At 61.3% G+C, this 21,141-nt stretch carries 23 protein-coding genes and 1 pseudogene; 13 read left to right on the forward strand and 11 right to left on the reverse strand.

Annotation, left to right across the window (positions count from 1 at the left end; genetic code table 11):
* Positions 1 to 91 precede the first annotated feature (91 nt).
* From UF78_RS15060 to UF78_RS15100, 9 genes are all read left to right on the forward strand, one after another.
* A complete protein-coding gene (locus tag UF78_RS15060) occupies positions 92 to 1,123 on the forward strand; it encodes an ion channel (protein WP_045163030.1) in 1,032 nt (343 codons plus the stop codon).
* 213 nt (positions 1,124 to 1,336) lie between these two features.
* A complete protein-coding gene (locus tag UF78_RS15065; RefSeq protein WP_045163031.1) occupies positions 1,337 to 1,762 on the forward strand; it encodes a DUF1810 domain-containing protein in 426 nt (141 codons plus the stop codon).
* 462 nt (positions 1,763 to 2,224) lie between these two features.
* Entirely contained in the window at positions 2,225 to 3,100 is an 876-nt protein-coding gene (locus UF78_RS15070; protein ID WP_045163032.1) for an MIP/aquaporin family protein, read from the forward strand.
* A 12-nt stretch (positions 3,101 to 3,112) separates the two neighbouring features.
* Positions 3,113 to 4,624 carry a glycerol kinase GlpK gene (glpK, locus tag UF78_RS15075; RefSeq protein ID WP_045163033.1) on the forward strand — a complete coding sequence of 504 codons (1,512 nt, stop codon included), beginning with the start codon at positions 3,113 to 3,115 and terminating at the stop codon, positions 4,622 to 4,624.
* Positions 4,625 to 4,767: 143 nt separating this feature from the next.
* Positions 4,768 to 5,526, forward strand: coding sequence for a DeoR/GlpR family transcriptional regulator (locus UF78_RS15080; RefSeq protein WP_045163034.1), 759 nt, complete (start codon positions 4,768 to 4,770; stop codon positions 5,524 to 5,526).
* A 419-nt stretch (positions 5,527 to 5,945) separates the two neighbouring features.
* Positions 5,946 to 7,505 carry a glycerol-3-phosphate dehydrogenase gene (gene glpD / locus UF78_RS15085; RefSeq protein ID WP_045163035.1) on the forward strand — a complete coding sequence of 520 codons (1,560 nt, stop codon included), beginning with the start codon at positions 5,946 to 5,948 and terminating at the stop codon, positions 7,503 to 7,505.
* 218 nt (positions 7,506 to 7,723) lie between these two features.
* Positions 7,724 to 8,887 (forward strand): Na/Pi symporter, encoded by a 1,164-nt coding sequence (locus tag UF78_RS15090; protein WP_045163036.1) that lies wholly within the window; start codon positions 7,724 to 7,726, stop codon positions 8,885 to 8,887.
* 19 nt (positions 8,888 to 8,906) lie between these two features.
* Positions 8,907 to 9,134 (forward strand): hypothetical protein, encoded by a 228-nt coding sequence (locus tag UF78_RS15095; RefSeq protein WP_021207578.1) that lies wholly within the window; start codon positions 8,907 to 8,909, stop codon positions 9,132 to 9,134.
* 20 nt (positions 9,135 to 9,154) lie between these two features.
* Entirely contained in the window at positions 9,155 to 10,132 is a 978-nt protein-coding gene (locus UF78_RS15100; RefSeq protein ID WP_045163037.1) for a PstS family phosphate ABC transporter substrate-binding protein, read from the forward strand.
* Here the strand turns inward: UF78_RS15100 and ppk2 are convergent.
* Positions 10,126 to 11,052: a polyphosphate kinase 2 gene (gene ppk2 / locus UF78_RS15105; protein ID WP_045163038.1), complete on the reverse strand. Its 927-nt coding sequence runs from the start codon at positions 11,050 to 11,052 to the stop codon at positions 10,126 to 10,128. The genes UF78_RS15100 and ppk2 overlap by 7 nt on opposite strands.
* A gap of 198 nt (positions 11,053 to 11,250) precedes the next feature.
* On the opposite strand from ppk2, the gene UF78_RS15110 reads away from it, so the two are divergent.
* Entirely contained in the window at positions 11,251 to 11,532 is a 282-nt protein-coding gene (locus UF78_RS15110; RefSeq protein ID WP_025242533.1) for a peptidylprolyl isomerase, read from the forward strand.
* A gap of 174 nt (positions 11,533 to 11,706) precedes the next feature.
* Here the strand turns inward: UF78_RS15110 and UF78_RS23290 are convergent.
* Positions 11,707 to 11,945, reverse strand: a pseudogene (locus tag UF78_RS23290) (type IV pili methyl-accepting chemotaxis transducer N-terminal domain-containing protein); the annotation flags it as partial.
* 318 nt (positions 11,946 to 12,263) lie between these two features.
* Between UF78_RS23290 and UF78_RS15115 the strand changes: the two are divergent.
* Entirely contained in the window at positions 12,264 to 12,635 is a 372-nt protein-coding gene (locus UF78_RS15115; RefSeq protein ID WP_045163039.1) for an STAS/SEC14 domain-containing protein, read from the forward strand.
* 9 nt (positions 12,636 to 12,644) lie between these two features.
* Here UF78_RS15115 and UF78_RS15120 read toward each other — a convergent pair whose 3' ends face one another.
* A complete protein-coding gene (locus tag UF78_RS15120) occupies positions 12,645 to 13,538 on the reverse strand; it encodes a CAP domain-containing protein (RefSeq protein WP_155397657.1) in 894 nt (297 codons plus the stop codon).
* 220 nt (positions 13,539 to 13,758) lie between these two features.
* On the opposite strand from UF78_RS15120, the gene UF78_RS15125 reads away from it, so the two are divergent.
* Complete coding sequence (locus UF78_RS15125; RefSeq protein ID WP_045163040.1) at positions 13,759 to 14,493, forward strand: sulfite exporter TauE/SafE family protein; 735 nt, start codon at positions 13,759 to 13,761, stop codon at positions 14,491 to 14,493.
* Positions 14,494 to 14,960: 467 nt separating this feature from the next.
* A complete protein-coding gene (locus UF78_RS15130) occupies positions 14,961 to 15,440 on the forward strand; it encodes a DUF3597 domain-containing protein (protein WP_045163041.1) in 480 nt (159 codons plus the stop codon).
* Positions 15,441 to 15,511: 71 nt separating this feature from the next.
* Here the strand turns inward: UF78_RS15130 and UF78_RS15135 are convergent, their stop codons facing one another.
* The 8 genes from UF78_RS15135 to UF78_RS15170 form a co-directional block, all read right to left on the reverse strand.
* Positions 15,512 to 16,336: an inositol monophosphatase family protein gene (locus UF78_RS15135; RefSeq protein ID WP_045163042.1), complete on the reverse strand. Its 825-nt coding sequence runs from the start codon at positions 16,334 to 16,336 to the stop codon at positions 15,512 to 15,514.
* A gap of 184 nt (positions 16,337 to 16,520) precedes the next feature.
* Positions 16,521 to 16,769: a DUF2789 domain-containing protein gene (locus UF78_RS15140; RefSeq protein WP_045163043.1), complete on the reverse strand. Its 249-nt coding sequence runs from the start codon at positions 16,767 to 16,769 to the stop codon at positions 16,521 to 16,523.
* 164 nt (positions 16,770 to 16,933) lie between these two features.
* Positions 16,934 to 17,194 (reverse strand): hypothetical protein, encoded by a 261-nt coding sequence (locus tag UF78_RS15145; protein WP_045163044.1) that lies wholly within the window; start codon positions 17,192 to 17,194, stop codon positions 16,934 to 16,936.
* 314 nt (positions 17,195 to 17,508) lie between these two features.
* On the reverse strand, positions 17,509 to 17,928 hold the full coding sequence (locus UF78_RS15150) for an HPF/RaiA family ribosome-associated protein (protein WP_045163045.1): 420 nt from the start codon (positions 17,926 to 17,928) through the stop codon (positions 17,509 to 17,511).
* Between the two features lie 358 nt (positions 17,929 to 18,286).
* Complete coding sequence (locus tag UF78_RS15155) at positions 18,287 to 19,069, reverse strand: class I SAM-dependent methyltransferase (protein WP_045163046.1); 783 nt, start codon at positions 19,067 to 19,069, stop codon at positions 18,287 to 18,289.
* A 56-nt stretch (positions 19,070 to 19,125) separates the two neighbouring features.
* Positions 19,126 to 19,818, reverse strand: a complete 693-nt coding sequence (locus UF78_RS15160; RefSeq protein ID WP_045163047.1) for an extensin family protein — start codon at positions 19,816 to 19,818, stop codon at positions 19,126 to 19,128.
* A 56-nt stretch (positions 19,819 to 19,874) separates the two neighbouring features.
* Positions 19,875 to 20,750, reverse strand: a complete 876-nt coding sequence (locus UF78_RS15165; RefSeq protein WP_045163048.1) for a DUF72 domain-containing protein — start codon at positions 20,748 to 20,750, stop codon at positions 19,875 to 19,877.
* 17 nt (positions 20,751 to 20,767) lie between these two features.
* Positions 20,768 to 21,130, reverse strand: coding sequence for a hypothetical protein (locus UF78_RS15170; protein ID WP_230623663.1), 363 nt, complete (start codon positions 21,128 to 21,130; stop codon positions 20,768 to 20,770).
* Between the last annotated feature and the right edge of the window lie 11 nt (positions 21,131 to 21,141).

The raw sequence follows: 21,141 nt of genomic DNA on the forward strand, positions 1-21,141 counted from the left end.
CCTTAGGATGCCGCAGGTTTATCCAGATGGACGGCGCCTTTTCGGGCGTCGGTCATGACCCTAATCACCGCTTGCCAAGGAACCAGGGCCGATGTCGATCATCCTTCAGTTGCGCCAGCAACTGGCCGCGATCACCAGCAAGTTCGGCTGGGCTGCACTGTTGCTCGCACTAGGCGTCCATGTTGCCGTGTCCTATGCCGGCCTGCGTCTGTTCGAAGAAACACCACTCACCGAGCTGAAGACATTCGTCTATTTCTATCTGACCACCGCGCTGACCGTCGGCTACGGTGACTTCTCACCGCAGACCGCTGGCGGTCGCATCTTTGTTTCCACCTGGTTGATGATCGGCGGCATCGCGCTGCTGACCGCCATCATCGGCAAAACCACCAATTCCATAATCGCAGTCTGGAGGAAAGGCATGAAAGGCAAGGGGACGTTCGCCACCTGCACGGGCCATACCGTTGTGATCGGTTGGGAAGGCGAAATCAGCGAGCGCGTCGTCGAACTGCTGCATGAAGACGAAACCTCCAACGACCACCTGATCGTCATCTGCGACACGGTGCTCGAAGAAAACCCAATGCCAGGCAAGACCGAGTTCATCCATGGCGAGAGTCTGTCGTCTCTGGTGCTGCTGCAGCGCGCCGGGGTGAAAGGGGCCGAACGCACCCTGGTGCGCACCGGCTCGGACGACCTGACGCTAGCCGTCGTGCTGACCATCAACCAGCTCAATCCGGTCGGCCACGTGGTTGCCCACTTCAGCAGCAGTGAGACCGCCCGACTGGCCCGCAGTTATGCGCCCAAGCTGGAATGCACTTCCAGCATGGCCATCGAAATGCTGGTGCGCTCATCGCAGGATCCGGGCTCCTCAGTGATCATTAATGAGCTATTGAGCGTGGGCCAGGGCGCGACCCAATACCGCCTGCTACTGCCCGAGAGCTACGAAAGCACGGTCGGCGCGCTGTACAAGCAATTGAAAGACCGGCACAACGCGACGCTGATCGGCTACCGCGCCAAAGATCAGCCCCAGCCGACCATCAACCCGTCCAACGACACCCCGGTACGAGGCGGCGAATTGTTCTATATCGCCAATACACGCCTCGCCGGCCTGGGTGACGCAAGCTGAGCATGGTGCTGCGCCGAGCAGAGATTCGCCGGTAGGGCTGAACGAGTCGGCCCTACAACAAACGCATCGACACCGCGATCGCCGATAGGCCCAACGAAGCGCCACGGGCGTAGCACCTGCCCCCCGGCTACGACACCCGGCTCCCTTCATTTCGGGAATCAACCTCGCCATTCCGGCTCTGATTAGGACAGCCATGAGCAGCCGGGAGACACCATGAGCGACCCATACGACCTGCAGCGATTCGTCGACGCCCAGCAATCGATCTATGACCGCGCACTGGCGGAGCTGAAGGCCGGCCATAAGCAAAGCCACTGGATGTGGTTCATCTTTCCGCAGATAGCCGGCCTCGGCCATAGTGATATGGCGCGTCGCTACGCCATCAAGGATGCAAACGAGGCGGCGGCCTATCTACAGCACGCCCTGCTCGGGCCTCGTCTTGAGGAATGCGCGGAGGCGCTGCTTGCCCATGCCGAGCGTCCGGCACGGCAGATTCTTGGTTCACCCGACGACATAAAGCTGCGCTCGAGCATGACGCTATTCGCCACCGTTGCGCCTGAGCGAACCGTATTCCAAACGGTGCTGGATGCGTTCTTCGCGGCCGACCCTGACCCGGCGACACTGTCGCGCCTGCATCGTTGAGCGGCGCGGAACGGACCTGCGATAGGCGAGCCAAGGCCGGCACGATAGGCTTCTCGCTTTTCCGGCAGGCCCGCCGCCCCCACACAGGTGCAATACATGGCTCAGGCCGACAGCTTCGAAGCCATGCCGCGGAAGACCGAGTGCGGTACCGCGCAAGCTGATCAGCAAAATCATGCTGCAGCGGATCTCCCCCAGACGCGATCCGGCTTGCGTGTCCCGCCCGGCCCTTAACACACGATCATCGCCACGCATCGAGCCAGCCGTTGCGACCGCTCACCTCGCCACGCCAGAAAACCGTCATCAGTGGCGGCGACAACAGCCTTTCGTCAGCTTTCCGTTGAAATGTTCAAGTTTTTACTTTGACAGCTCGGTATTTTGACTTTAAGTTTTCATTTCCGAACATTTCCGAACCCTCGCAGTATTCGGACTACAACAACAACAGACTCAGAAGAGGACCTGCGCATGAGCAACCCGTCCACCCCGACGCTACGGGGGCAATGCATTGCCGAGTTTCTCGGCACCGCCCTGCTTATCTTCTTCGGCACAGGCTGCGTGGCCGCGTTAAAGCTTGGCGGCGCAGAGCTAGGTCTTTGGGAAATAAGCGTTATCTGGGGTATCGGGGTCAGTATGGGAGTCTACCTTGCCGCCGGTGTTTCCGGCGCTCATCTGAATCCCGCCGTGTCCATCGCGCTTTGGTTGTTCGGCACGTTCGAGCGCAACAAGGTCCCTGCCTACATCCTCGCTCAGACAGCGGGAGCCTTCTGCGCCGCTGCGTTGGTTTATGGTCTTTACAGCAGCCTGTTTTTCGATTTCGAACAGACGCAGCACATGACCCGCGGCAGCATCGCCAGCCTTGAACTCGCATCGGTATTTTCCACCTACCCTCATGCATCCTTATCGGTCGGTCAGGCGTTTGTGGTGGAAGTGGTGATTACCGCTATCCTGCTGGGGATGATCATGGCCCTGACCGATGACGGCAACGGCCTGCCTCGCGGCCCGCTGGCACCCTTGCTGATCGGCCTGCTGATCGCGGTGATCGGCGGCGCGATGGGCCCTCTCACCGGCTTCGCAATGAACCCGGCGCGTGATTTCGGACCGAAGCTGATGACGTATTTCGCTGGTTGGGGTGAAGTGGCCTTTACCGGTGGCCGGGAGATCCCCTACTTTCTGGTTCCATTGATCGCCCCGGTGCTGGGTGCCTGCATCGGCGCCGCAGGCTACAAGGCGCTGATCTGCAAGCATCTGCCAAATCTGGATGGAGGCGCTTGCGCCGCCGAGCCGGACCGCAAGGCCGAGCGCTACACCGCACACGATGTCACTGCCCAAGAAGCTCGTTAAGGAATCGACACCATGAGCACTCAGAACAACAAGCAATTCATCGTCGCCCTCGACCAGGGCACCACCAGTTCCCGCGCCATCGTGCTGGACCGCAACGCCAACGTGGTCACCATTGCTCAGCGCGAATTCGCGCAGATCTATCCGCAACCGAGCTGGGTCGAGCATGACCCCATGGAAATCTGGGCCACCCAGAGCGGCGTGTTCGTCGAAGCCCTGGCACAGGCCGGCATCACTAACGAGCAGGTCGCAGCGATCGGCATCACCAACCAACGCGAAACCGCCATCGTCTGGGACAAGAGCACCGGCCGGCCGATCTACAACGCCATCGTCTGGCAGAGTCGCCAGAGCACGCCGATCTGCGATCAGCTCAAGCGTGACGGTATGGAAGAACACATCCGCAACACCACCGGCCTGGTCATCGACCCCTACTTCTCCGGCACCAAGATCAAGTGGATTCTCGATCACGTCGAGGGCAGCCGTGAACGCGCCCGTCGGGGCGAACTGTTGTTCGGCACCGTCGATTGCTGGCTGATCTGGAAGATGACCCAGGGCAAGGCTCACGTCACCGATTACACCAACGCCTCGCGCACCATGCTCTTCGACATCCACAAGCTGGAGTGGGATCCGGTGATGCTGGAGGCGCTGGATATACCGCGCGAAATGCTGCCAGAGGTGCGCTCATCCTCCGAAGTCTACGGTCACGCCTATCTGGGCTCCGGACAGAGCACCGGCATTCCGATCGCGGGTATCGCGGGCGATCAGCAAGCCGCGCTGTTCGGCCAGATGTGCGTCGAGCCCGGCCAGGCCAAGAATACCTACGGAACCGGCTGCTTCCTCCTGATGAATACCGGCACCAAGGCCGTTCAGTCCAAGCACGGCTTGCTCACCACCATAGCCTGCGGGCCGAAGGGCGAGGTCAACTACGCCCTGGAAGGCGCCATCTTCAACGGTGGCTCGACCGTGCAGTGGCTGCGCGACGAGCTGAAGGTGATCAACGACTCGCTGGACTCCGAATACTTCGCCACCAAAGTACAGGACAGCAACGGCGTCTACCTGGTGCCAGCGTTCACCGGGCTCGGCGCGCCCTATTGGGATCCGCGTGCCCGTGGCGCACTGTTCGGGCTGACCCGTGGGGTCAAGGTCGACCACATCATCCGCGCCGCGCTGGAATCGATCGCCTACCAGACCCGCGACGTGCTCGACGCCATGCAGCAGGACGCCGGCGAGCGCCTGCGCTCACTGCGTGTGGATGGCGGCGCAGTGGCCAACAATTTCCTCATGCAATTCCAAGCCGACCTGCTCGGCACGCACGTGGAACGTCCCCAGATGAAGGAAACCACCGCCCTCGGCGCCGCCTACTTGGCAGGCCTGGCGACCGGTTTCTGGAGCAGCCTGGACGAGTTGCGCAGCAAGGCCACAATCGAGCGCATCTTCGAACCGGCCTGTGATGACGAGAAGCGTGAAGCGCTCTACAAGGGCTGGAAGAAGGCGGTGGGTCGCACCCGCGACTGGGAAGAGGAATAGCCTCGACTACCGAATCGGCATCTTGATTGCGCCCAGCCGGATTCACTTCCGCGCTGGGCGCTGCTATTCGCAAATGAACAATTCTTTAATCACGGACCAGACTGCGGCATGCTTCCCGGCATATCGATAACAAGGAAGCCTCCATGAGTCTGGCCCCACGACAGCAGAGCATTCTCGAATTGGTGCGCGAACGCGGCTACGTCAGCATCGAAGAGCTGGCGCAACAGTTCTCGGTGACACCCCAAACCATCCGTCGTGACATCAATCAGCTGGGCGAAGCCGGCCTGCTGCGTCGTTATCACGGCGGTGCCGCCCACGACTCCAGCGTGCAGAACACCGCTTACACCCAGCGTGCCCGGCAGATGCGCGACGAGAAACGCCGCATCGCCGACGCCATGGCCGCGCACATTCCTGATCAGGCTTCGCTGTTCATCAATATCGGCACCACCACCGAAGCCATCGCCCATGCGCTGCTCAATCACCGCGATCTCAAGATCATCACCAACAACCTGCACGTGGCGAGCATCCTCAGCCCCAAGGAAGACTTCGACGTGCTGATCGCCGGCGGCAATGTGCGCAGCGACGGCGGCGTGGTCGGCCAGGCCACAGCGGATTTCATTAGCCAGTTCAAGGTAGATTTCGCCCTGATCGGCATCAGCGGGATCGACGAAGACGGCACCCTGCTGGACTTCGACTATCAGGAAGTGCGCGTCTCCCAGGCCATCATCAGCAACGCGCGCAAGATCTTTCTCGCGGCGGATTCGAGCAAGTTCGGCCGCAGCGCCATGACCCGACTCGGCTCGCTGGAGCAGATCGACATGCTGTTCACCGAAGCCCGGCCACCGGAAACCTTCATGGAGCTGTTGAATCGCCACAAGGTCAAACTCGAAGTCACGGGTTGACCCGCCATTACAGAGCGTCTTCGGCGAGGCGCGCAACTCGCCACGACTGGATGGATGCCTCTACAAGCGCCAGCGCCGTAGGGTGGCTTTAGCCACCAATACGGACCATATCCCGACACCGTGGCTGGCGCCTACGAAACTGAGCCGTTCCACGAACTGCGTGCAGGCAAGGCGTTGCGCTTAACCGAACCAAGCCGAGTGACTTTCTGTCACACCCGCCTGCCACATTTCTTTGCTCGGCCCGCCTCTGCTTCCACTCCGAGCGGGACAATCCCGAATCACTACGACTGCACAAGCGCCGTCGCTAGCACCAATTGGCAGTTCGAATAGGTTCGATTATTTTCTTTTGATATAAAAAACGAACATACCATCTGGAGAGCGAACTTCTTCTGCGCTAGGATGTTCATATTCGAAAATAAATGTTCGTTCTTGAGGAGAACCCCGTGACCGAAGCCGCCTGCCCCGTCTCCGAACTCTACGACATCGCCGTCATCGGCGGTGGAATCAATGGTGTGGGTATCGCTGCGGACGCGGCTGGTCGCGGACTTTCGGTGTTTTTGTGCGAGCGCGACGACTTGGCGAGCCATACATCATCGGCCAGCAGCAAGCTGATCCACGGTGGCCTGCGCTATCTCGAACATTATGAATTCCGCCTGGTCCGCGAAGCCCTGGCCGAACGCGAAGTGCTACTGGCCAAAGCGCCGCACATCGTCAAGCCGATGCGCTTCGTGTTGCCGCACCGCCCTCACCTGCGCCCCGCATGGATGATCCGTGCTGGCCTGTTCCTGTACGACCACCTCGGCAAGCGCGAGAAGCTACCGGCTTCGCGCGGCCTGCGCTTCGGCGATGACAGCCCGCTGAAGCCGGCGATCCGCCGCGGTTTCGAATATTCCGATTGCTGGGTCGACGATGCGCGCCTGGTCGTGCTCAATGCCATGGCCGCGCGAGAAAAAGGCGCGCATATCCATACCCGTACCCAATGCCTGAGCGCCAAGCGTGCCGCCGGTATCTGGCATGTCGAACTGCAACGTCAGGATGGCAGCCGCTTCTCCTTGCGGGCCAAAGCGCTGGTCAACGCGGCCGGGCCTTGGGTGGCGCAGTTCATCGGTGAGAACCTGCAGCAGCGCTCGCCATACGGCATCCGCCTCATCCAGGGCAGCCATATCATCGTGCCCAGGCTGTACGAAGGCGAACAGGCCTACATCATGCAGAACGAGGATCGGCGCATCGTTTTTGCCATCCCTTATCTGGATCGCTACACCATGATCGGCACCACCGATCGGGAATATCACGGCGATCCGGCTACGGTCAGCATTACCGAGCAAGAGATCGTCTATTTGCTGGGTATAGCCAACACGCATTTCCGCACGCAGTTGGAGCCTAAGGACATTCTGCATACCTTCGCTGGCGTGCGGCCGCTGTGTGACGACGAATCCGACAACCCCTCGGCCGTCACCCGGGACTACACGCTATCGCTGGCTGCCGAGCACAAGCAGGCCCCGCTGCTGTCGGTGTTTGGCGGCAAGCTCACCACCTACCGTAAGCTGGCCGAATCGGCGATGACGCAGCTCAAACCGTACTTCCCGGACATGGAGCCGAGCTGGACGGCCAGCGCCCCGCTACCCGGCGGCGAAGGGATGAGCACCGTCGAAGCACTCATCGAAGCACTGATGAGCAAGGTGCAGGGCGTCGACTTCGCGTTGGCCAAGCGCTGGGCAACGCTTTACGGCAATCGCATCTGGCGAATGCTGGGCGATGCGCGCTCGGTCGACGCGCTGGGTGAGGACCTGGGCCACCAACTGTACGCGCAAGAGGTCGATTATCTTCGCCGCGAGGAGTGGGCGAACGATGTGGACGACATTCTCTGGCGTCGCACCAAACTCGGTCTGGCCTTCAGCGAACCGCAGAAGGAGCGCCTGCAACGCCATCTGCTCGAGCAGCCCACTGAGAACTCCGCGCGCAGCAGCGACGCCGCCTGATTCGATCGGGCCTGCCCATGGCAGGCCGGACATTAGCTCGACGACTAGCCCGCAACTGTTCGGGAAGTGTCCGCGATAGCGTATCGCTTACCCATTAAGCCGCCCTTCTGCCGAATCGAAACGCCTTCAACCCTTCGTCCCGCAGTCCGCTGCGGTCATCAAGCGTTCACACCAGCGCGGCACCGTTAAGCGACCTACACGCTCACGGGAGTTGCCTGATGACGACGAATACCGGTGCCTTGGCGGAAAGCCCCTCCTCCCCGATCACACGCCAATGGCTGTCCTGGCTTCTGGTCATCACGCTTATTTACCTCTTGCTGGCTGCAGTGGGCGCGATCGGCGACGGCTTCAAAGCCGCCACTGGCGATAACGCCAAGGAGCTGTTTGCCTTTGCCACCAACCCCTTCGTCGGGCTGATGATCGGCTTGGCAGCCACGGCGCTGATCCAGAGCTCCAGCACGGTAACGTCGATCATCGTTGGCATGGTCGCCGGCGGGCTGCCGATCCCGATTGCGATTCCGCTGATCATGGGCGCCAACATCGGCACCTCGCTGACCAGCACCATCGTCAGCCTGGGCCACATCCGCAGCGGGCCGGAATTTCATCGCGCCTTCTCGGCAGCGACCGTGCACGATGCGTTCAACATCACCGCCGTGACGATTCTGCTACCGCTGGAACTGCTCTTCCATCCTCTGCAGCGCATGTCCGAAGTCCTGGCGGGTCTGCTGGTAAACGACAGCACCGGGGTCGAAATGAAGAGCATGAACTTCATGAAAACGCTGCTCGCCCCGGCTAGCGACCTGCTCGATGCCAGCGTCTCCTGGCTGCCCAACAAGGTGTGGGCCGGGATCGCACTGATCACCATCGGAATCGGCCTGATCCTGTTCGTGGTGCAAGCCATCGGCAAAGTGCTGCGCAAGGTGATGGTCGGGCGCGCCAAGGACATCATGCACGCCAGCGTCGGACGCGGCCCGCTGTCGGGCATCGCTTCGGGCACATTGATCACAATGCTGGTGCAATCCTCCTCGACGACAACAGCGCTCATCGTGCCGCTGGCGGGCACCGGTGTGTTTACCCTCAAGCAGGTCTATCCCTTCACGCTGGGCACCAATATAGGAACCTGCGTCACTGCCCTGCTGGCCGCCACGGCAATTGCGGGACCAACGGCGGAACTCGCGATGCAGATCGCCTTGGTGCACCTGCTGTTCAATCTTCTCGGTATCTCGATCATCTACGTACTGCCCTTCCTGCGCGGAGTACCTCCGGCCATTGCCAACTACCTGGCGGATCTGGCGCAACGCAGCAAGCTGTATGTCGGGGCGTATATCGGAGGCGTGTTCTTCGGCCTGCCCTTGCTACTGATCGGCGGCAGCCAACTCTGACCCAGCCTGGAGCCCAATCATGCAAAGCGAACGTCGCATCCAGACCGAAAACCGCATCCGCGAATTGCGCGAATCGCTCAATGAGCTCGAAGCCCAACTGGAACGCATCGATGCCCAGGAACAACGTGCGCAGCACCGTGAGATCGAGCACCTGGACGAATACATCAATGCAGTGGATACCCGTTTCAACAGCCTTCAGCTGTTCTGGACCACCCTCAAGGCCGAATGGCTGAAAGCGAAATCCTGACACCCGTAGAGGAACGACACATGCGCGTCAAACCAGGCCCTCTGCTGCTGATCAGCCTCACGCTGAGTCTGCACACGGTGCTCGCCCCGTCCTCACATGCCGTTGAGCCGGTGTCCGACGGGCTGCTCGTCGATGGATCCAGCACCGTTTACCCACTGACGAAGGAAGCGGCACGACGCTTTCAACGCGCCCGGCCAGGCCATCCCATAGAGGTCAAGTTCTCCGGAACCACTGCCGGCTTTCGCCGCTTCTGCGCCGGCGAAACGGACATCAACGACGCTTCGCGCGAGATGAACGCCGAAGAGCAAGCGCATTGCGCCGAGAATGGCATCCGCTATCGCCAGGTTCCGCTGGCCATGGATTCCATCGCCGTGGTGGTACACCCGAGCAACCGCTGGGCAAACGACATCACGGTGGATGAACTCAAGACGTTGTGGGCACCGGCTGCAGAAGGGCATGTCATGCGCTGGAACCAGATCCGCCCGGATTGGCCGGATCGCCCGGTGAAGCTGTTCGGGCGAGGACAGGATTCAGGTACCTATGATGTTTTCACTCAGGAGATCGTGGGAACCACCCATCGCAGCCGCCAGGACTACACCGCCAGCGAAGATGAAGAGCAGTTGGCCGCAGGCATCGCGGCAGAGCCTAACGCGCTCGGCTTCTTCGGCATCGGCGCCTACCATCGGCACTGGGAGGAATTGAAGCTGCTCGCGGTGGACAATGGCAGCGGCCCGATCTTTCCAACGCTCGAAACGGTCAGCGACAACCGCTACAGGCCGCTGACACGCCCGCTGTTCCTGTACCTGAACGAACAGAGCCTTCAGCGCAAGCCCATCACCCAGGCATTCGTTGAACACTACCTGGACGGCTTGCCCAGCTGGATTCATTTCACCGGCTACATGCCACTCAAGGCCGAGCGCTATGCGCGCAGCCTTGCAGCTCTGCAGCAAGCGCAGGAACCGAGCACGACCGACGCAAACCGAACCGGCGCTCAATAGAGCGTCGGCACGACCATGTTGTCCGGCACCGGATTGCGCAGATAGTCCGGGTTGTAGACGCGCTCGGGCAACTTCACCGGGGCGCGTTCCACCTCGCCGTAGGGCAACTGGCTCAGCAGGTGACTGATGCAATTCAAGCGTGCACGCTTCTTGTCGTCGGCCTCGACGATCCACCAGGGCGCGTCGTCGATGTGGGTACGCTCGAGCATGATTTCCTTGGCCCGCGTATAGGCTTCCCAACGACGCCGGGATTCGAGGTCCATGGGGCTCAATTTCCATTGCTTCAGCGGATCATGGATGCGCGCCAGGAATCGGCGGTTCTGCTCTTCATCCGAGATGGAAAACCAGTACTTGATCAGGATGATGCCCGAGCGCACCAGCATCCGCTCGAACTCCGGGACCGAGCGGAAGAACTCCTCATATTCGTCGTCGCTGCAAAAGCCCATCACCTTCTCGACACCGGCGCGGTTGTACCAGCTGCGGTCGAACAGGACCATTTCGCCAGCGGCGGGTAGATGCGAGACGTACCGCTGGAAATACCATTGGGTGCGCTCGCGGTCGTTGGGTGCCGGCAAGGCGGCAACGCGGCAGATGCGCGGATTGAGCCGCTGGGTCACGCGCTTGATGACCCCACCCTTGCCCGCCGCGTCCCGTCCCTCGAAGAGCACGACCACGCGTAGCTTGTGATGCACGATCCAGTCCTGCAACTTGACCAGTTCGCCTTGCAGACGCAGCAGTTCGGAGAAATAGACCCGTCGGGACAACCCACTATCCGACGGTTGCGGCATGCCTTCGCGCCTTATCAACGCATCCATGCGCGCATCGTCCAACTCCATTTCAAACTCTTCGTCGAGGCTGTCCTGAAACTCGTGCAACAGGTGCTCGTATACCTGGAGCGAATTACTCAGATCATCGGTCATCGTCGGCTTCCGGTAAGCGTGAGATAAAAGCCAGGTTTGGTGGCTCCCAGGCTCACGCTAGTGAACAGCAATGACGAGATCATGACCGAAGCCTCCGCTGCGCCGATGGACGACGTGCGAACAGACTTGGATGGAGGCAGCGTTTGAATCGCAGGGCAAATCCGGTAGGCTCGCAACTTTCCAACTGGAGTACACCCCATGGCCCGAGCCACTGCCCGCCACATCCTGGTTCCCACCGAAGAAAAGTGCAACGAGCTGAAAGCTGCCATCGAAGGCGGCGCCGATTTCGCTCAGGTTGCCAAAGACAACTCCACCTGCCCCTCCAGCCGCCAGGGCGGCGATCTGGGATCGTTCGGTCCGGGCCAGATGGTCAAGGAGTTCGACACCGTGGTGTTCAGCGCGCCGATCAACGTCGTGCAGGGCCCGGTGAAGACCCAGTTCGGTTACCACCTGCTGGAAGTGACCAGCCGCCAGGATTGATCCTGAGCCCCTGCGCCAAGGCGCGGGGGCTGTTCGCCTTCCCCTCGAATCCCTCTCCTACCCTTCTCCGATACCGCGAGATCGATCGCCCTGCCCCGCTCGCATACGCACGCTGTTACACGCAAGCCGGCGTCAGGCTTCCAGGCGGAAACGCCCGGTCAGGCTCTTCAAGCTTTCCACATCGCCCGCCGCGCCAACGCCCTGCGCAGCCAACAGCGCCTCCTTGACCATCTTCTGGCTCAGCATTCGCTGGGCTCCGGCCATATCGAGTTGTGAGGCGTCCCTGCTGGAAAGAAACAACCCCCTGCCGTGATCGCCGCGCACAGAAAGATCAGGCTGTAGGAAAAGAAGATCTGGAGATTGATAGTACGCAGGCGGAGGCTGCGTAACAGGGTTCGGATGGCGTTCGCCAGAGCTGATCATGTGATCGTCCAGTGGCCAATTAAAAAAGAGCGTCACGGCCATTGAAACGTCCTCCGACGCTGGCGCAGTTGCCCTTGTCTCGGCCTGGAATGCGCTACTTTTAATACCGTTGATCATGACTGAACTTACTGATCCAGACGGGCTAGTTGGCCTTCAAAAACAGTCCTGAGACAGCGTTTCAGCGCATTGACGAAGGTCAATGAAAACGAAAAATCAAGGTGCTTTTTTTTCGAGCTGATGCGCCTCGACAGCTATGGTTCAAGTAAACGAGCCCGAGCCGTCATTCCCCGTGCTAAAGGAGCGATGAGATGTTCCATGTAACGCGTATAGGCGACAAACGTATCGACGTGGATTTTTCCGGCAAGCTCGACAGCAACGAAATGCGCTTTGCGCTTGATGAGCTGATGAGAAAGTCCGAAGGCATTACCCATGGGCAGATGCTCTTCCGAGTTGGGGACTTCGACATGCCAACGCTCGGCGCGGTCGGCGTCGAGCTGTCGCGAATTCCGCAGATGTTCCGTTTCGTGCGCCGCTTCGACCGTTGCGCGGTCGTTTGCGCCAAGGAGTGGATGAGGAAGGCCAGCGAGATCGAAGGGGCGCTTATTCCTGGCCTGAAGGTCAAGGCCTTCGATCAGCATCAGTCCACCGAGGCGCACGAATGGCTGGAAGGCGCGCTGTAACGCGCCAGGCTAACGCGGCGTACCGAACACCTGCGTCCAGTAGATGGTCGCCGCGCTGCGTGGATGGGTCGCATAGGCGGCACCCATTTCCGTGAAGTCCGGATTCATGATGTTCTGGCAGTGGCCTGGGCTGGCCAGCCAGCCCGACACCGCCTGTTCGGCAGAACCATGACCAGCCGCGATGTTTTCACCGATGCGCTGCCAGCGGTAGCCCTGACGCCTGGCGCGGTCACCAGCCAGGCTCTGATCATGACCCTGGTGAGCGAAATAGTCCCTTTTAGCCATGTCCTGGCTGTGGGCCAACGCGGCTTCCCCCAGTTGCTCGTTCCAGCTCAGCGGCGGCGCCGCATCGAACCGTTGATTGCCACAGCGCCGCGGCTCGGCACGCGCTCGGTTGACCTGTTCGAGAACCGTCTTGCCGGCCTGCGGCCAGTCGCCGATATCGGCGGACAGCAACGGTTTTGCCAGAATCAATTGCCAGGTATTGCCCTCATGCGAGACGCCGATCTCAGCGAAATCGTCGTTCATCAATGCACTGCAGTAACGCTGCTTAAAGACGCGCATCACGGTGTTCGCATCGCCAGGACCGGTCACCGCCATGGCCTGCAGGCTGGCCGCCTGGTAGCCCGACTCCACCACCGCCTGCTGGATCTGCGCGCCGGCACCGGCAGGTATCGATGCCAGTGCAGCGGCGGGTGCGAGGGGGCCGACCGGTTCGGCCTTGGCGCCGCCACAACCTTCGCCCGAGGCGCGGAACTCGTTGACCAGACTCACCAACTCGTCCGTATCATCGGCGCTCGCGCCATTGGCGAATATCGCGGTCAGCAGTGCCGAGCCGACCACAAGACGGCGCAGCGGCGTTCCGAAGATGGATGACCATAAGGCTGATTTGCGTACATCCATACGGCACCTGGATCGAGCGGGAGAGAAAGACCGGTGACGTTCACCAGCCTTCCATGCTGACCACATTCAGCCCCGAGCTATCCCGACCAATGCATCTGGCCGGCACCACCGAGCGCATCGGCCCCATCGCGGCAAACTGATCGACCGGTAAAAAATGCGATGATTGATCCGTCGCCAAAACGACTCATCCGCACTCTTCCCGTCGAGCGCCAACACCGTCATGAACCTTGCCGATTTTCTGCTGTTCGCGCTGCCTGCGATCTTTCTCACAGGGCTATCCAAAGGCGGCTTTGGCGGTGCCCTGGGGGGCATCGCCGTACCCTTGCTGGCGCTGGCCATCTCACCGAAACAGGCAGCGGCCGTGATGCTGCCGATTCTCTGTCTGGCTGACGTGGTGGGTCTGAAAGCCTATTTCGGTAAATGGGACACCGCCAATCTCAAGGTCATGCTGCCTGGCGCGCTGATTGGCATTGCCCTGGGTTCGCTCACCTTCGGCCTGCTCGACGAGCGCATGATCGGCCTGATGATGGGCGTGATCGCGGTGGGTTTCGTGGTGCTCGGGCTGATCACCAACAACGACAAGCCACGTCCACTGCAGCGCGGTCGCGGCACGCTGCTCTCGTCGATTGCCGGCTTTACCAGCTTCGTCGCCCATGCGGGCGGCCCACCGATCATGATGCATCTGCTGCCGCAACAGCTGGACAAGCTGCGCTACGTGGCGACCATCAATCTGTTCTTCCTGATGACCAACGCGATCAAGCTAGTTCCCTACGCCGCACTTGGCCAGTTCAGTCGCGAGAATTTGCTGCTGAGCCTGACGCTTGCGCCCATCGTGCCATTCGGCGTCTGGGCCGGGCTTTGGCTGCACAAACGTATCGATCACACCTGGTTCTACCGAATCGCTCGGATCGGCATGCTGCTCGCCGGCTTGCAACTGATCTGGAAGCACCTTTGACGCGGCATTTGCGCCGCTTACCCGCCGCTGTCTGAACGATCACCGCCCGCCCCAGTCGGAATTAGTGAACCCACTGCAACAGGAGTCATCCTCATGCTGAAGTTTCTGGGCAGCACCATTGGCATCATTTTCCTGATCGGTCTGTTGGTGGTGATCGGCCTGTTCATGCTGGTGTTCTGACACCGCTCCAGCCGAACAGCGCGACGAGGCGGCAGCAGTCGAGTCGAATGCCGAGTGAACGCGTTATCGCAAGGCCGCCGCGGCTCCGGCGGCTTGCTTATACCCGCCTACGTCATTGCGCGTCCTTTGATCCATCCATGCAAAAGCACATAGCCGACTCGCAGCGAAGGTCCGGTGCACCAGATGCGTACCAAATGACACCAGCGTCCGGCTTCCGACCTGCGGCGGTGAATGACCTGAGCGCCGCGAAGGTCCAACGGAAACCTACATCAACCGAGGATCGTGCAATGGGCCTGTTCGACAAGATCAAAGATGCGCTGGGCATGGGTGGCGTGAGCAACGAAGCGCACAAACCTGCCGCCCCGGATTCGGGCGTCAATCAGCACGCCACCGATACGGTGGTCGACTCCGAGCGGCCCACCGCGGCCAACAACGCGACCACGGCACCGTCTACCGCCGGTGGAGTGACCGCCGGCACCGTCGGCACTGCGGGCGGGACCACCAGTGCCGTTGACGTGCCCGCAAAGCTCGACGGTATGGCGGCCAATTTTCCGGAAAAGCTGAACTGGCGTACCTCCATCGTCGACCTGCTCAAACTGCTGGGCCTCGACAGCAGCCTGGAGTCACGCAAGGAGCTCGCCTCCGAGCTGGGTTGTCCGCCAGACAAAATGGCCGACTCGGCGCAGATGAACATCTGGCTGCACCGCACCGTGATGCACAAACTCGCCGAACACGGCGGGACGGTTCCCCCCGAGCTACGCACCTGATACCGAGCCATGGTCCGTTCGCACGCGGCCGTGCGAACGCAGCTGCGGACGCTTCGACGTCCGCTGCGACCTCAACCGTCCAGCGAAGGACCGATCATTTCCGCTAGTTGCGGATAGACGCCCGGGCAGGCGACCAGATAGGGATTGCCACGTAACAGCCCGTCATTACGGAAAAAGTCGTTCACGCAGCCACCCGCCTCCTTCACCAGCACCAGGCCGGCCATGCAGTCCCAGCTTTTCAGCTCGGTTTCGTAATAGCCGAGCAGACGCCCGGCCGCCACATAGGCGGTCATCAGCGCGCCGGAGCCGTTGCGAAAGAACATACCGCCTTCGGCCAGCAGCTTTTCCAGAAACGGGATGAAATGCTCCTTGCCACGCGGGTGAAAGGTGCCGGTGGCGGTCACGCCCTGTCCCACATGAGTGGCGCCGCTCACCTTCAGGGGCGTGTCATTGACGAACGCACCCTGGCCCAGGCAGCCATGGAACAGCTCGTTGTGATTGGGATCGGCGATGGCGCCCAAATGCGGCTCGCCGTCGATCAGCAGGCCGATCGAGACGCACCAGTTATGCAGTCCGTTGACGAAGCAGGCCGTGCCGTCGATGGGATCGATCACCCACACGCAACGGGCGCCGAGATCGGCGGAACCGCTCTCCTCGCCGAGAAATCCATCCTCTGGAAAACGCTCAGCCAGTCGGGCACGAATAAAATCTTCGATCTGCTTATCTGCGATGCTCACCACATCCTGAAGGTCGTCGCCCTTGTGCTCCACCGTCAGCACGTCGCGCTTGCGGTAGTAGTCCAGGCCCAGCTGCGCCGCCTCGAGTGAGAGGGCTTTGGCGCAGGCGTAACGGGCCGCGATATCGAGAGGGCTGGCCGCCGATGGGTCGCTATTCATGGTTGTCCTTCTTGCAGCGGGTCTACAACGAAGCGCGGCATCGCGCGGGAGCGGCGAATTCTAGTGAATCGTCATGGGCAGGCAAACACCGGCCTCGGCTAACCGCTCCCAGCACCACGTCAGGCTCGCGCTCGACCCAGTGGATTGGTTGGCGTTGCGCGCTCGCTGCAAGCCCAGGTTTGGGTCAGGGCTGTGCCTGCTTTTCGTGAAGGCGAGCGTTCAGTTCATCAATGATCGGCACCCATTCGGCGTCCTCTATCCATTCATCGGCGAGGAAGGCACGCTGCGCGTCGCTCCAGAACGGCGCTTCGGTAAGCTTGACGTGGTTGGGTAGCGGCGCATGCTCGGCGATGAAATCGTCAATGCTGGCTGGATCCGAAGGTAGGCCCAGCTGCTCGAACAGTGTGGTCATGTCTTTGTTGGGAAGTTCCATCGAACGGGTCCTCGTCCTGGTGGGTTTGGCGCTGCTCAGGCGCAGGCGACGTCCCCAGTAGAGGCTCCAGCACGGCTAACAGTTCAACGGAACGCTTAGCCACGCGCTCGGCAGTGGCCGTAAGAAAGAAGCGGGCCGCGCGAGGGGCGCGGCCCGCAGGAAATTCAGGCGGCCTTGTCGAACAGTTGCCTGCCTTGATCCAGATATTGGTCCACCAGCCACTTGCCGTGGGCGATGGATGCCCGCTGCGCTTGCTCGAGCTCCGCCATGAAGGCGTGCCCGACCGGAAGCGCCATACGCCGAGTGACCTGTCCCTGCGGGTTGCTGATTCGGCACCCACCGGCCCAGGGAGTCGGGGTGCCGGGATGTTCCATCACTTCGGCCGTAATGACGTGATCGCGGTACTCGCATTGCATCATGGTCATGGTGTCACCTCGCTGTTGATAGCCGTGAGCAATTATCAACAATGCTCATACGGCAAAATTGCCCCCCTCTCGTCATGGTCCGCCACGAGCCGAGCGCGCCGTTAGCCGACGCTCCTCGCGCAGTACCTTGACTGGGTATAGCACAAGGACCGGCGTGCGAAAGGGCCGATGGTCGCTTAAGGGAAGATGGTGGAGCCGGCAGATTTGCGAGCAAGGCGCAGGCACCGCGGAGCGATGCCTGCCTGCTGAGATGGGAAATGAATGACAGGTGTAGCCATCAGGTTACGTCCCGAAGGAGCGATGGATGGCCAGTTTCAGGAGGTGCGCAGCTGCTCGTCCGCAAGGAAATCTTCTTCCAACAAGGCGTCCCGGCCCTCGACTTCGAGGGTCTCGCCTTCGATCGGCGTAGGTGCCGATACGCGCTTGCTGCGCAGTTTGCCGAATTGATGCTTGAGAGCGTTATTGAGCTTGTCGATGGCACCGTCCACGGCCAGTTCCAGGGATGCCGCCTTGTGTGTAACGGAGACCGGCTGCTGTCCTTTCGGGCGTGCCTCGATCTGGCATCGTTTGTCGTGGGCGCCGGCCTTGACGCCGTTTTCGTCGTTCAGATGCACCACGACGCGGGTGACTTCGTCGTCGAACCGATCCAGCTTGTCGGCAACATTGCCGCTGACCCAGTCCACGAGACGGGCGCTTCCTTCGATGTGGTTATCGCTATGTACTTGGATCTGCATATGCTCTTCCTTCTACGCGATCTAGGTAACCACCGTTCAGCCCACAAACGGTCTGATCCAGGACGTGTCCCGGTTCACTGCCGGCCACACCAGCCCTTAAAGGCGCGCGGCCCTTGGCTCAGCAGCCTGGCTTGCAAAGCAACGGAACACGGCCTAGAAATGCCATTGTTGGCGACATTAAGCAAGGCCAACGCAACGCCGCGAGCACGATGGTGGTCGGCCAACCGAACCCGCCCTTCGTGCAGCCACTGCCGAGCAGCCGGCGCACAAGACCTCCAGCCGCTTGGTTACAGAAGATTGCGAAGACTCATAAGTGCCCTGTGCTCCACCGCCGAATCGGATCATCGCCAGCCAGTGATCATTGACCGGCGGATAGCTTCTTTTTCGGGTAAATGTCGTAGCGGCTGGACTTACCCTCCAGGCTATAACCCGGTTTGGGTCCGTCAATGGCAGGCGCTTTACGTGGCCGCTTCACTACCACTCGGTGGCTGGCCAGCGCCAGCGCCCGCTCGAGCAGGACACCCGCGTCCAGATCGTCCCCGACGAAGGGTCTGAACAGGCGCATTTCCTTTTTCACCAACGCGCTCTTTTCACGATGCGGAAACATCGGATCGAGATAGATCACCTGCGGTGGATCACCCTGCCACTGGGCCATTAGCTCGATGGCATTGCCATGCCGCAGGCGCATGCGTTCGACGATCGATCGCACGTCGGCGTCCTCACACCCGCGCCTCAGGCCGTCCTCCAGCAAGGCGGCGATCAGCGGCTGGCGCTCGAACAGCACCAGGTCGCAGCCCAACGTCGCCAGCACGAAGGCATCGCGGCCAAGTCCGGCTGTTGCGTCCAGCACGCTGGGGCGAATCCCGGGTTGAATGCCGACCGCCTTGGCGATCATCTGCCCGCTGCCTCCGCCGAACTGACGACGATGTGCGGCGCCGCCCTCAACGAAATCCACCCGGACCGGGCCCGGCGCCTGAGGGCCGAGCAATTGCAGCTGCAACCCGCTCTCACCCAGTTGCAGGGCGAACTCTGCCTCGTCCGCCCGCAAAGGTAATTCCAGTCGCGATGCCCAGGCACCAGCCTGCTCGGCAAATTGAGGTGCAAGGGCTTCGACACGAACTAACGGGGATGAAGCAATCATACGGAGCTCGGTGGCGGGAAAACGCCGCATTCTGCCAGAGGCGACGCCGGCGTGCCTCAGCGACAGAGGCCAAAACCGCCCATATCCACATGGAAATGATCGTGATGAGCGGCGTTGTACTCCGGGCTCAGAGTAATCCTGAAGGCATCGCAGGCGGCTGCCTTGACCCTGCGAAGGAAGCGCGCCTTGGCGTCATCGCCTTTCCAGTCGCGAGCCACGGTAATGCGCGTACCGTCCTGCAGCCAAAACCCGGCCAGATCCAGCGCATTGGCCGAAGCATGCTGGCTGCGCCGGTTGCTGCGGGCGATGTTGCGGCAGGCGAAACTACCGAAGTGATCGACGCGCACCACCGGCTGACCGAACACCTGTTGCGCTGCGGGCTGCAAGCCATGGCGTTCGAACAACGCATAGGCGGCAGCCAGCGGGCAAGTCGCGAGAAAGGGGCCGTTGAAGCGCACCGCCGAGCCGCTCACGCGCACGGCATTCTCGACCGGACAGCCGGGTTGCGGCGTGCTGTCCGGCACGGCAACGTAGCTCAGATCGGACGTTTTCAGCGCCTGCTCGCATAGTTCCCGATCTTCCTGCAGACGCCGCAGCTTGAAGGAAGTGAGCAGGTTCGGCGCCTCGCGAATATCCAGCGGCGCCCAGGGATTCCACTTCGGCGGGACATCGACGTGACCGCGCCATACCGCGTAGACGAACCCGCCTAATGCGAGCAGCAGCAACAGGAAGAATCGGCCGAAAGTCATAGCGATTTTGGCAACGCCGACACGCCAAGGTTGCAGCGCCGCCCGCTACCGGCAAATCACGAGCAGGGTTCGCTATCGAGCAGAGACATCTGCGACTCGCTCTGTGTCGGCGCTACCGCCAGTGGGGGCAAACCCGGCAGCCGTCCGCTGAGCTGCTCATGGAAACGCATGGCCAAATCCGGCGCCAACCGGTTGTCCGGCGTATGCAGATATACATGCGGACGCTTGCCTGCCTCGATCCAGCCCGCCACCTTGTCCAGCCAGGGCGCGAGAAAGCGATCATTGGCTGCCAGCTCGGGATGCCCGACGAAGCGCAGCTGCGGTGACTGGCTGAACGCCGCCGGACGCACAGGAAGCCGCGGCTTCTTGCTTTGTGCATGAAGCACGGCGGGATCGCTCGTCCGGCAGCTGAACAGTGCGCGAGTGTCCATGCAGACGCGCTCGACACCGCATTCGTGCAATAAGCGGTTCAGCGCCCGCTCCTCCTCGCCTCTGGCGAAAAACGCGGGGTGACGCACCTCTACCGCCAACGGTCTATTCAAGGTTTCGATCAGAGGCACCAGTTCGCCCAGGCGAGCCGGGCCGAAGGTGGCGGGCAGTTGCAACCAGAACGGACTGACCCGCTGCCCCAGCGGAGCCAGCAGCGAACGGAACGACAGGATCAGATCCGTTGTTTCACGCAGATCCGTCGCTTGACTGATCTCCCGTGGCAGCTTGGCGCAGAAGCGAAAGTCGTCCGGCATCAGCGCCGCCCAACGTTCGATCTTCGCTACGGACGGCCAGGCGTAGAGCGTGGTATTGCCTTCGACGGAATTGAAGACCGCGCAATAGCGTGCAAGGAACTCAGTCGCCGGCAAACCTGGCGAATAGAGCGCCCCGCGCCAGGCGGCGTCATTCCAGGACGGGCAGCCGAGAAAGTAGGGAAGGTTCACGCGCGGTTCGCTACGCCTCAGGCGTAGAGATCCAGACCGAGCACTTCGTGGGCATCAAGATCGGCGCTGAAGCTCGCCGTGGTGCCGTAGCTCTGCAGCGCTTGAGAAGCACGACTGGTCAATGGCCGCTCCATCATGGCTTCGAAGCGGGCCGGCATGAAGTCGCCGGAGACTACCGAGGCATAGTCGGTGGACTCGCTCCGAGTGCCTCTGGAGAGGTGTTCATAGGTGGAATCGGCCTGGCTGGACGGGGTAACGATCGACTCACGCGCTTGCTCCGCAGCCCTTTCACTTTCGCGATAGGGCACCGGCGCGCTGCCATGCGGGGCAGGACGTTCGATGGGATAGGCAGAGGGGGCGAGACCGTTGAGGCGCATCATTCACCTGTTCA

Source organism: Stutzerimonas stutzeri (assembly GCF_000952685.1).
Taxonomy (GTDB): Bacteria; Pseudomonadota; Gammaproteobacteria; order Pseudomonadales; family Pseudomonadaceae; genus Stutzerimonas; species Stutzerimonas stutzeri_E.

Coding starts and splice junctions, on each gene's coding strand:
- UF78_RS15140 (WP_045163043.1), bottom strand. CDS start 16,769: ATGGAACTTCCCAACAAAGACATGACCACACTGTTCGAGCAGCTGGGC.
- UF78_RS15145 (WP_045163044.1), bottom strand. CDS start 17,194: ATGACCATGATGCAATGCGAGTACCGCGATCACGTCATTACGGCCGAA.
- UF78_RS15150 (WP_045163045.1), bottom strand. CDS start 17,928: ATGCAGATCCAAGTACATAGCGATAACCACATCGAAGGAAGCGCCCGT.
- glpD (WP_045163035.1), top strand. CDS start 5,946: ATGTTCGTTCTTGAGGAGAACCCCGTGACCGAAGCCGCCTGCCCCGTC.
- UF78_RS15090 (WP_045163036.1), top strand. CDS start 7,724: ATGACGACGAATACCGGTGCCTTGGCGGAAAGCCCCTCCTCCCCGATC.
- UF78_RS15135 (WP_045163042.1), bottom strand. CDS start 16,336: ATGAATAGCGACCCATCGGCGGCCAGCCCTCTCGATATCGCGGCCCGT.
- glpK (WP_045163033.1), top strand. CDS start 3,113: ATGAGCACTCAGAACAACAAGCAATTCATCGTCGCCCTCGACCAGGGC.
- UF78_RS15095 (WP_021207578.1), top strand. CDS start 8,907: ATGCAAAGCGAACGTCGCATCCAGACCGAAAACCGCATCCGCGAATTG.
- UF78_RS15100 (WP_045163037.1), top strand. CDS start 9,155: ATGCGCGTCAAACCAGGCCCTCTGCTGCTGATCAGCCTCACGCTGAGT.
- UF78_RS15170 (WP_230623663.1), bottom strand. CDS start 21,130: ATGATGCGCCTCAACGGTCTCGCCCCCTCTGCCTATCCCATCGAACGT.
- UF78_RS15115 (WP_045163039.1), top strand. CDS start 12,264: ATGTTCCATGTAACGCGTATAGGCGACAAACGTATCGACGTGGATTTT.
- UF78_RS15070 (WP_045163032.1), top strand. CDS start 2,225: ATGAGCAACCCGTCCACCCCGACGCTACGGGGGCAATGCATTGCCGAG.
- UF78_RS15110 (WP_025242533.1), top strand. CDS start 11,251: ATGGCCCGAGCCACTGCCCGCCACATCCTGGTTCCCACCGAAGAAAAG.
- UF78_RS15120 (WP_155397657.1), bottom strand. CDS start 13,538: ATGGATGTACGCAAATCAGCCTTATGGTCATCCATCTTCGGAACGCCG.
- UF78_RS15130 (WP_045163041.1), top strand. CDS start 14,961: ATGGGCCTGTTCGACAAGATCAAAGATGCGCTGGGCATGGGTGGCGTG.
- ppk2 (WP_045163038.1), bottom strand. CDS start 11,052: ATGACCGATGATCTGAGTAATTCGCTCCAGGTATACGAGCACCTGTTG.
- UF78_RS15080 (WP_045163034.1), top strand. CDS start 4,768: ATGAGTCTGGCCCCACGACAGCAGAGCATTCTCGAATTGGTGCGCGAA.
- UF78_RS15155 (WP_045163046.1), bottom strand. CDS start 19,069: ATGATTGCTTCATCCCCGTTAGTTCGTGTCGAAGCCCTTGCACCTCAA.
- UF78_RS15160 (WP_045163047.1), bottom strand. CDS start 19,818: ATGACTTTCGGCCGATTCTTCCTGTTGCTGCTGCTCGCATTAGGCGGG.
- UF78_RS15125 (WP_045163040.1), top strand. CDS start 13,759: ATGAACCTTGCCGATTTTCTGCTGTTCGCGCTGCCTGCGATCTTTCTC.
- UF78_RS15060 (WP_045163030.1), top strand. CDS start 92: ATGTCGATCATCCTTCAGTTGCGCCAGCAACTGGCCGCGATCACCAGC.
- UF78_RS15065 (WP_045163031.1), top strand. CDS start 1,337: ATGAGCGACCCATACGACCTGCAGCGATTCGTCGACGCCCAGCAATCG.